The sequence below is a fragment of the Enterococcus sp. CSURQ0835 genome, assembly GCF_902706605.1.
Taxonomy (GTDB): Bacteria; Bacillota; Bacilli; order Lactobacillales; family Enterococcaceae; genus Enterococcus_A.
On sequence record NZ_CACSLH010000012.1, the window covers coordinates 67,303 to 76,657 of the forward strand.

A 9,355-nucleotide genomic window follows, 5' to 3' on the forward strand; every position below is an offset into this window, starting at 1 on the left:
ATGGATATTCAAACAGCGATCATGGAAATGATCAAACAATACGACCGGATCATCATCCACCGTCATAAGCGGCCTGATCCGGATGCACTAGGCTCTCAATGCGGCTTAGCAGAAATCTTGCGTGCCAGTTTTCCGCAAAAAGAAATTTATCAAGTCGGTGGCCCGGTTGAAGGCTTAGAATTTTTAGCGACGATGGATGTCATCGATGCTAAGCTTTACCAAGGCGCGTTAGTGATCGTGACGGATACTGCCAATTCACCGCGAATCAGTGATGATCGTTATGCATTAGGCGAAAAATTGATCAAGATCGATCATCATCCCAATGATGAACCCTATGGCGATTTAGTTTATGTCGATACTAAGACGAGTAGCTGTAGTGAGATCATTGCTGATTTTGCCAATAACCAGGCGGAATTGAAATTGACGGCCGAAGCAGCTCGCTTACTGTATGGTGGAATCGTCGGTGATACGGGCCGCTTCTTGTATCCTTCTACAAGTGCGCATACATTACGAGTGGCTGCCGATTTATTAACTTATGATTTTGATGCGCCTAAATTGAATCGTGAAATCGAACAGATTCCCATGAAAGTGGCTAAGCTTTCGGGCTATGTTTACGAACATTTAGAAGGCAGTCCTAGTGGTGCCGCTAAAGTGATCTTACCCACTGCCTTACTGGAAGAATTTGAAGTCGTGGATTCCGAAACTTCTGCTTTGGTTCCACTTCCCGGGGTGATCGATGAAGTTTTGGCTTGGGCGTTGTTTGTCGAGCAACCAGAAGGCTATTTCCGGGTTCGGCTGCGTTCAAAAGGTCCAGTGATCAACGAGCTAGCTAAAAAACATCACGGCGGCGGACATCCGTTAGCCAGTGGTGCAAATGCCTCTGACTTAAATGAAGTCGCCGTGATTTTCAACGAGTTACAAGCATTGTGTGAAGCGTATAAAAAAGCGTAAGCTCACCCAACGCAGTATTGTAAAAATGAGATGATTCGTTTGATTAAAAAACATAAGAATTTTTTATCCTCCTCGTTAAAGTCTTTTGTTCTCCTGTTTTTTCAGTTAAAATAAAACTATTACGAAAAGATAGGAGAACAATATGACAGAAATGCCAAAATGTCCCGAATGTGGATCAACGTATACGTATGAAGACCGGGGGCTATTTGTTTGCCCTGAATGCGGTCATGAATGGAGTCAAACTGCTGAGCCAGCAGCTGAAGCCGGCTTAGTCGTCAAAGATGCGAATGGAAATCTTTTGCAAGAAGGCGATAGTGTGACGGTGATTAAAGATTTGAAAGTCAAAGGTGCAAGCGGCGCCATCAAACAAGGAACGAAAGTCAAAAATATTCGGTTAGTCGAAGGCGACCACAATATCGATTGCAAGGTCGATGGCTTTGGTCCAATGAAATTAAAATCGGAATTCGTTAAGAAAAATTAAGTCAGTCACACGGTTTAGCCTGTTGTTCATAAATAATTCATATGCGTTGGTTAGACTATAACTAGCAACAAAAAAGGAGAATGAACATGTACGGTGGATATCCAATGATGGGCTTGTTTGATCCGACTTTCTTACTGGTGATCGCCGGTCTAGTGATCACGGGACTTGCTTCGAGTTACGTGAATCGTACGTTTAAAAAATACGATCAATTGAAGAGTCGTAATGGCGTGACTGGGACGCAGGCCGCGCAATATATTTTACAAAATCAAGGGATCAATGATGTCGGGGTACAACAGATCGCCGGTGATCTGACGGATAATTACAATTCCGGTAACAAGTTGTTGAGTTTGTCAGAAGCGACTGCTCAATCGACTTCAGTAGCTGCGATCGGTGTGGCCGCTCACGAATGTGGACATGCTGTTCAAGATGCGAAACATTATATCCCCTTAAAATTACGGGCTGCGATCGTTCCGGTTGCAAATATCGGTTCAACGGTTTCGCTGCCACTGATTTTGATCGGTGTATTCGTTGGTTGGAATCAAACGTTGATCAATTTAGGGATCTTTGCTTTTTCGCTAGCTTTGTTATTTCAACTAGTGACATTGCCAGTCGAATTTGATGCTTCACGGCGCGCGCTTTCGATCTTGCGAGAAGGAAACATGTTGGATCAAGACGAACTAGCTGCCGCTCGCAAAGTGTTGATCGCAGCAGCACTGACTTATGTGGCTGCGGCCCTCTCAACTTTTTTACAACTATTACGTTTGGTGTTACTGTTTGGTGGCAACCGACGCGACGATTAGAGGAAGTGAGAGCTTCCTCTTTTCTTTTGTCTCAAAAAACGCTAAACTATTGGGCGAAAGGAAGATGACCGTTGGAATTACCTGAAATATTTAGCCAAAAATACCACGCATTGTTAGGCGCGGAAGCTACTGATTTTTTTGCAGCTTTGACGAATGGTGAAGTTCAAAAAGGATTTCGCTATAATCCATTGAAGCCGGATTGTTTAGCACACGTCGAAAAATTTTATCCGGGAGCATTGCAACCAGCACCGTATGCAGCAACGGGTTTTTTAGGAGCGGTGAACGGCAAAAGTTTACTTCATCAAGCTGGTCTCGTTTACAGTCAAGAACCTAGTGCGATGATCGTTGCAGAAGCCGCAGCAGCTCAGCCAGGAGAAAAAGTTTTAGATTTGTGTGCTGCCCCCGGTGGAAAATCGACTCAGCTTGCCGGCCAGTTACAAGGTGAAGGCTTATTAGTCGCAAACGAGATCATGCCAAAACGCGCGAAAATTTTGAGTGAAAATCTTGAACGTTGGGGAGTCCGCAATGCGTTAGTCACTAACCATGCGCCAGCTGAGCTCGTCAAACACTTCAGCGGTTTTTTTGATCGTATTTTAGTTGACGCGCCTTGTTCGGGTGAAGGGATGTTTCGCAAAGACCCGGAAGCTGTGGCTCAGTGGACACCGGATTTGCCCGTCGCGTGTGCTGCGCGCCAAAAAGAGATTTTGACAGCGGCACTCCAAATGTTAAAAACTGGCGGTACCTTGATTTATTCCACCTGTACTTTTGCACCGGAAGAAGATGAAATGCTCGTTAGTTGGCTGTTGGAAAATTATCCAGTGACCTTAGAGCCGATCGTACTTGCAAACACTTCAGCGGGACGACCCGAGTGGGGCAATGGCGATCCTGCGTTACAAAAAACAGTTCGTTTGTGGCCCCAGAAAAATCAAGGGGAAGGGCATTTTGTCGCGAAATTGACTTTCCACGGTGAAAATGCGACCCTAAAAAGAAAGCCTGCCAAAAAAGCGCGACTGACTTCAGAAGCAAAAGCTAGTTGGGAAGTCTTCAGCCAAAAATTTCCGCAAACCTTTACGGAGCGTTTAGTCGTGTTCGGCGATCAACTGTGGCAATTGCCAGCAGAAGCTCCGACGCTGACTGGTTTAAAAGTGTTGCGGCCCGGTTTGCATTTAGGCACGTTAAAGAAAAAACGTTTTGAACCTAGTTTGGCCCTTGCCCTAGCCCAGCAAAACGAAGACTGGCCGCAGCTGGCTATCTCGTTAACTGATTGGAGCAAATATGTCGCCGGCGAAACATTTGCTCAGCCAGGGAATCAAGGTTGGGTCGTACTACAAGTCGATCACATCACGGTAGGGTTTGGAAAACAAGTGCAAGGCGTAGTGAAAAATTTTTATCCGAAAGGGTTGCGCTTTCAAGTCTGATGGTTCTCAGTTCTCCTAATGTTTTGGATATGGTATCATGAAGCTAGAATGCCACTAAAATCTGAAGGAGTGATACCATGGAAACAGCTACTAAAGTGAAACTTGGCTTCGGGGCGTTAGCGACGATTGGGTTAGCCGGTGCAGTCATCGCTTCCGGAAAAATCATCGGAAAAGTCCAACACGCTTCTAATCGACATAAGGTGAAGCAGTTTGTGACGGATAAATTTGACGGCAGTGAGAAATTACTAGATATCGTCGATAAGTTGTCCGATGATGATTTAGACAATATCATGAAGATCCTAGGTAAGATCAAAGATGGCAAAAAGCATATCACTGTCAGCGGCAGCTCGATCAAAGATGCAACGGATGATTTAAAAGAAAAATTACTGAACTTGGTGGAACAAGTTATTTAAGAGCCGACAGCAAGGAACGTGCCAGCTGTCCAAACTAAAAAATGAGTCTTGCTTCAAACTTGGTTTTCCAAGGGAAGCGAGACTCATTTTTTGATTTAATTAACAACTTGATCAGTTGGTTAAATCGTTGCTAGGAAGTTAACGACTTAACCGACGTGATCCAATGGCTTAGCCGGTAAAACTTTTTCGATCGCTTGTTTTAATAAACGCAAAGCGATGTCACAATCAGTTTTGGTAGCGATTAGCGGTGGCACGAGCCGGATGATGTGTTGCCCAACTGCGGTGACGAGTAAGTGTTGTTCCTTAGCTTGGCGTTTGATGTCTACAGCGATTGGCTCATGAAACTCGATCCCCAACATCAAGCCTTGTCCACGGACTTCTTTTACACCGGGTAAAGTCGCTAGTTTTTCTTTAAAATGCGCACCGACAACTTTTGCATTCCCGCTGAGATCTTGTTCGATGATCTCGGTGATCGCTGCAAGACTGGCTGCACAGCATAAAGGACTGCCTCCGTAAGTGGAACCGTGTGCGCCTTGATTGAAAGCTTGGGCAACTTTTTTTGTGGCACAAATCGCACCGATCGGCGTCCCGCCACCCATTGCTTTTGCCATCGAAACGATATCAGGTTTGAGGTCGTAATGCATGAACGCCATCAATTCACCGGTTCGTCCCCAACCAGTTTGGACTTCATCTAATAATAATAAAATCCCTTTTTCATCACAGAAGCGACGAACTTTTTGTAAATAGTCATAAGTCGCCGGATGTACACCACCTTCGCCTTGCACCGGCTCTAACATGATCGCAATCACGCCTGCATGATACGCTTGTTCGATTGCTGCAAAATCGTTGTAAGGGACATAAGAAAAACCTGGCACGCCAGGCAAATAGCCAGTTTGATTTGCTGTTTCAGGTTGACCAGTAGCAGAGAGAGCACCATATGTCCGCCCATGAAAACTTTTTTTGGCGGTGATGATGTGGTATTTTTCTGGTCCGAATGTTTCAGTCCCATACTTGCGGGCCAACTTGAGCATGGCTTCATTGGCTTCGGTCCCGGAATTTTGAAAAAAGATTTTTTCCATGCCGATATTTTCGCAAATCGTTTTAGCCAGCAGCGCTTGGGGAATCGTGTACGGGTAATTAAAAGTGTGCAAAATATCTTGCGCTTGCTCTTTGATGGCCGCCACGACTTTCGGATTATTATTTCCGACACTGTTGACGGCTACACCGCCATAAAAATCTAAATAGCCGACTCCTTGCTCATCATATAAGTACATGCCGCTTGCTGTTTCAGCGACAAAATCAAACCGTTCGTAAGTTTCGATCATGTAAGTCTGCGCCATCGCTTTGATTTCAGCTGCAGTATAATTTAAATCAGTTAATTTCATCGGGTCACCTCGGATTTATTTCTAAATTTTCTGAAAATTTTATATTGAAGAAATTATACGAAACAATCTGGTGAAAAACAAGTTAAAATTTATATGCGTAAAAAATATTTGAATATAGTTTACAAAAATGAACCAAAAGCTTTTTTTGCTGATGTGAAATTTTGTGGTAAAGTAACCGATGAGGTGAAAGTATGGAACGAGTCAGCACTATGACCGAAGAACAAAAAATAAGCTTTATGCACGCTGCGATCACGGAAGCTAAAAAAGCGGAAGCCTTAGCTGAAGTTCCGATTGGTGCGGTAGTAGTTTTTCAAAATGAGATCATCGGGCGCGGGCACAATTTACGTGAACACAGTCAAGATGCGACCAGCCACGCCGAAATGTTTGCGATTAAAGAAGCTTGCGAAAAAATCGGTAGTTGGCGGTTAGAAGAATGCCAGTTGTTTGTTACGTTAGAGCCGTGTCCTATGTGTAGCGGTGCGATGATCTTGTCGCGGATCGAAGAAGTTTATTTCGGCGCATTTGATCCTAAAGGTGGAACGGCCGGAACGTTGATGAATCTTTTGACTGATCCGCGGTTCAATCATCAGGCGTATGTAGAAGGCGGCGTGTTAGCAGCTGAATGTGGCAGTTTACTGACGAATTTTTTCCGCGAACTGCGCGCACGAAAAAAACAAGCGAAAAAAACTAGTCAAGGTGAGTAAAGTTTGGTATACTGTTTGTTGCCGAGAGGCTAGGACAATGGCAGGCTTGTGAATTGTGTCAGATCTGGAAGGAAGCAGCACTAAGCAGGATCTGCCATGTGTCTGATACATAGCAGTTGAAGCTAGACGATAGAGTCTGGCTTTTTTTGCGTCATTTTTTACACCGGACTCTTTCTTCGCTACAATGGAAGAAAGGGCTATTCGTTTTCTATAAAAATTTTTCGCAATGTTGCGTTATTGACTAAAAACGGGTAGGTAAGGAGGGTGAAAGATGGAACGCTGGAAGCAATCGCGTTGGATTCGATTTTTAGGTGGTGGGGAATTAATCTTCACGTTAAGTGCCGGGTTATTGCTCGGCGCAGTTTTGTTTGTCTTCAACAAAGTCAGTTTTATTTTTGAACCATTAGGGATCATTTTTGGAACTGTTTTTGCACCGATCTTATTGTCAGTCGTCTTGTATTATTTAGTTGAGCCGTTAGTTGCCTGGTTAGAGAAAAAAGGTGTGAAGCGCATTTTTTCGATTATCGGAATTGCTGTAGTTTTACTTTTGGTAGTAGTGGCTCTTGGGATTTGGGCGGTACCAAAAGTCTATAGCCAAACGGCGAGCCTCGTGCGTGATTTTCCCAAACTAGTAGCTCATTTTGATGAAACGCTCAATCAACTGGTCGCAGGAACAGCAGCAGAAAATATCGTCAAAGATGTTTTCGGTTCGTTTGAAGAAGTAGTCGAGCAAGTCATCACGACATTGTCGGATTCATTAGGCGATCTGCAAGGGTTCATTTCAAATTTATTTTCGACTGTCAGCGGCTTTTTTGTGATTTTGTTTACGGCACCCATCATCACGTTCTTTCTATTAAAAGATGCGGCTAAGTTCAAATTATTTTTACTTAAACTTTTTCCGCCGCGGTTTCGTGATGATGTGGAAGAACTAGGTGCGATCTTGAACTTGCAAGTCGGTGATTACTTGAAAGGCCAAGCGATCGTCGCACTAGCAAACGGTGTGATCGTCTTTGTCGGTTTTTTGATCATCGGAATGCCGTATGCGTTGCCGTTATCGATTTTAGTGACGGTTACTTCGGTGATTCCTTACATCGGTCCATTCATCGCATTTATTCCTTGTGTAGTCGTCGCATTATTGGAATCTTTTTCATTATTCCTTGGGCTAGTCATCGTATGGATCTGTGAACAAATTTTAAATGGCAACGTGATCGAACCAAAAGTCTTGGGGGATCAACTGCGTGTTCATCCGGTGACGATCGTGTTAGTTTTATTAGTGATGGGAGAATTATTCGGGTTGTTCGGGCTCGTTTTCGGTGTACCGACCTACGCAGTCTTCAAGGCGTTTGGGATTTTTCTTTTCCGCAAATTCAAAGCCCGGTATAACCGTTTTTATGGTCAACGAGATGGTAAATATGAAAATACTGAATTTTCAAAAGAAGAATACCATCAAGATTAATTACCAAATAAATCGATGCTTTTTAAAAGGTGAGTATCAGACTAAATGTCTGTTGCTCGCCTTTTTTTTCGCTATTTTTTCAATGTGGATTTAAGGTGTCAGAATCATCAGAAAAACAAATACTTTAAATAACTATTTTATATATATTTTTAAATTTAATTTTGTTATACTTTGGGATAAGTTTTTAGTTTTGTAAGTTTGCGTCTAGTCTTTTTTGTTTGATTATATAGATAAAAAGCTAGCGGTGATTCAGTTTCAAAAAATATAATAGTTATTTTTAATCTAGTTAAAATAATTATTTAGCAAGGAGCAGGTCAAATGAAAAAAATAAAATGGGTTGCCTTAGGGATCAGTTGTAGTTTAGGACTTAGCGCTCAAATCGTTCAGGCACAAAATATCGAAGTAATCGAAGTAGCTGAGACAGCTGCTACAGAAAAATTTTCTCAACCTAGCTATGCAGGAACCGGCGAGACGAGTGAACGTGAAATCGTACCGTTAGAGTTGAAAGAAAAAATTACGCAACGTTCGGTGATCGGGCAAGATGAGCGGACGCAAGTTACGGGGACGACCCAGTTTCCTTATTCGGCAGCTGTTTTTATTCGCGCAACGTTTCCAAACGGTGAGACGTATGTTGGATCGGGGAGTATGGTCTCGCCAGACACTGTCTTGACTGCAGGCCATGTCGTCTATGATGCCGATCAAAAAAAATGGGCGCAAACGGTGACAGCTTATCCAGGGCTTACCGGTGATGTAGCGCCATTTGGTAGTTCACAAGTCTCACGCATGATCTCAGTTGCAGGTTGGTTAAATGGTGGAACGAATCGGCACGAGCATGACATTGCGCTATTAAAATTAAATGAACCCTTGGGCGTTAAAACAGGTTGGTTTGGTATGACGAATCAAGCCGTACCGCAAATGCAAGTGAAAAGTGTCGGCTACCCGACAGACAAACCGCGACGAACGATGTGGCAAAGTGCTGGAGTGGTGCACCGCTTGAGTGAGCGAAATATTTTTTATTCGCTCGATACTTACAGCGGGCAAAGTGGCAGCGGTGTGTTCAATACCGAAAACCAGTTGCTGGCGGTACATGCTTACAGTCAAAAAATTCAAAATTATGGGACGCAAATCAATCAAAGTGTCTTAGAGTGGATCAAGGGAGAGCTTGAGCAAGTTGCGAGTGTTTATCGGTTATACAATCCAAATTCAGGTGAACACTTTTACACGTGTAACGCGCAAGAAATCGACGTTTTGAAACAAGCCGGTTGGCAATATGAAGGGCTCGGTTGGTTCACACCTAAAGCCGGTCAAGCAGTCTATCGCTTGTACAATCCAAATTCGGGTGATCATCATTACACGACTAATCAGGCAGAAAAAAATCATCTAGTCACGGTTGGCTGGCATGATGAAGGAATATCGTGGCAAGCACAAACGAAGCAAACGGCGACTCCGGTCTATCGTTTGTATAACCCGCAAGCGCGTGTCGGAACGCATCACTATACGTTGAACACTCATGAAAGAGATCAACTCGTTAAAGCGGGGTGGCAAGCAGAAGGGATCTCATGGCACGGTTTATAGAAAAATGCGCGGGACTGATCACAGTTCCGCGCATTTTTTTAGTTACGCCGATTGTAAAATTAAGCTAGACAACTAAAAAAGTCACTTGTGCTACACTCAAAATAGTTCCGACCAAAGAATTATAAGGAGTGAGTACAAATGACCTATACCCATCTTACAACAGACGAACTTG

9 protein-coding genes and 1 other RNA gene are annotated in these 9,355 nt (G+C 43.6%); 9 read left to right on the plus strand and 1 reads right to left on the minus strand.

Annotated elements, in window-relative coordinates:
- From GVJ38_RS06940 to GVJ38_RS06960, 5 genes are all read left to right on the plus strand, one after another.
- Positions 1-951 carry a DHH family phosphoesterase gene (locus GVJ38_RS06940; RefSeq protein ID WP_159722453.1) on the plus strand — a complete coding sequence of 317 codons (951 nt, stop codon included), beginning with the start codon at positions 1-3 and terminating at the stop codon, positions 949-951.
- A 142-nt stretch (positions 952-1,093) separates the two neighbouring features.
- A complete protein-coding gene (locus GVJ38_RS06945) occupies positions 1,094-1,432 on the plus strand; it encodes a zinc ribbon domain-containing protein YjdM (RefSeq protein ID WP_159722454.1) in 339 nt (112 codons plus the stop codon).
- Positions 1,433-1,518: 86 nt separating this feature from the next.
- Positions 1,519-2,232: a zinc metallopeptidase gene (locus GVJ38_RS06950; RefSeq protein WP_200849465.1), complete on the plus strand. Its 714-nt coding sequence runs from the start codon at positions 1,519-1,521 to the stop codon at positions 2,230-2,232.
- Positions 2,233-2,303: 71 nt separating this feature from the next.
- On the plus strand, positions 2,304-3,650 hold the full coding sequence (locus tag GVJ38_RS06955) for an RsmF rRNA methyltransferase first C-terminal domain-containing protein (RefSeq protein ID WP_159722455.1): 1,347 nt from the start codon (positions 2,304-2,306) through the stop codon (positions 3,648-3,650).
- A gap of 77 nt (positions 3,651-3,727) precedes the next feature.
- Entirely contained in the window at positions 3,728-4,063 is a 336-nt protein-coding gene (locus tag GVJ38_RS06960) for a hypothetical protein (protein ID WP_159722456.1), read from the plus strand.
- A gap of 146 nt (positions 4,064-4,209) precedes the next feature.
- Here GVJ38_RS06960 and GVJ38_RS06965 read toward each other — a convergent pair whose 3' ends face one another.
- Positions 4,210-5,448 carry an aspartate aminotransferase family protein gene (locus GVJ38_RS06965; RefSeq protein ID WP_159722457.1) on the minus strand — a complete coding sequence of 413 codons (1,239 nt, stop codon included), beginning with the start codon at positions 5,446-5,448 and terminating at the stop codon, positions 4,210-4,212.
- 191 nt (positions 5,449-5,639) lie between these two features.
- On the opposite strand from GVJ38_RS06965, the gene tadA reads away from it, so the two are divergent.
- The 4 genes from tadA (at position 5,640) to GVJ38_RS06985 (ending at position 9,183) form a co-directional block, all read left to right on the plus strand.
- Positions 5,640-6,152, plus strand: a complete 513-nt coding sequence (gene tadA, locus GVJ38_RS06970) for a tRNA adenosine(34) deaminase TadA (RefSeq protein WP_159722458.1) — start codon at positions 5,640-5,642, stop codon at positions 6,150-6,152.
- 24 nt (positions 6,153-6,176) lie between these two features.
- Positions 6,177-6,273, plus strand: an RNA gene (gene ffs / locus GVJ38_RS06975) — signal recognition particle sRNA small type.
- Positions 6,274-6,423: 150 nt separating this feature from the next.
- Complete coding sequence (locus GVJ38_RS06980) at positions 6,424-7,608, plus strand: AI-2E family transporter (protein ID WP_159722459.1); 1,185 nt, start codon at positions 6,424-6,426, stop codon at positions 7,606-7,608.
- 318 nt (positions 7,609-7,926) lie between these two features.
- On the plus strand, positions 7,927-9,183 hold the full coding sequence (locus GVJ38_RS06985) for a trypsin-like peptidase domain-containing protein (RefSeq protein ID WP_159722460.1): 1,257 nt from the start codon (positions 7,927-7,929) through the stop codon (positions 9,181-9,183).
- Positions 9,184-9,355: the final 172 nt, after the last annotated feature.

Coding starts and splice junctions, on each gene's coding strand:
- GVJ38_RS06940 (WP_159722453.1), top strand. CDS start 1: ATGGATATTCAAACAGCGATCATGGAAATGATCAAACAATACGACCGG.
- GVJ38_RS06945 (WP_159722454.1), top strand. CDS start 1,094: ATGACAGAAATGCCAAAATGTCCCGAATGTGGATCAACGTATACGTAT.
- GVJ38_RS06950 (WP_200849465.1), top strand. CDS start 1,519: ATGTACGGTGGATATCCAATGATGGGCTTGTTTGATCCGACTTTCTTA.
- GVJ38_RS06960 (WP_159722456.1), top strand. CDS start 3,728: ATGGAAACAGCTACTAAAGTGAAACTTGGCTTCGGGGCGTTAGCGACG.
- GVJ38_RS06965 (WP_159722457.1), bottom strand. CDS start 5,448: ATGAAATTAACTGATTTAAATTATACTGCAGCTGAAATCAAAGCGATG.
- tadA (WP_159722458.1), top strand. CDS start 5,640: ATGGAACGAGTCAGCACTATGACCGAAGAACAAAAAATAAGCTTTATG.
- GVJ38_RS06980 (WP_159722459.1), top strand. CDS start 6,424: ATGGAACGCTGGAAGCAATCGCGTTGGATTCGATTTTTAGGTGGTGGG.
- GVJ38_RS06985 (WP_159722460.1), top strand. CDS start 7,927: ATGAAAAAAATAAAATGGGTTGCCTTAGGGATCAGTTGTAGTTTAGGA.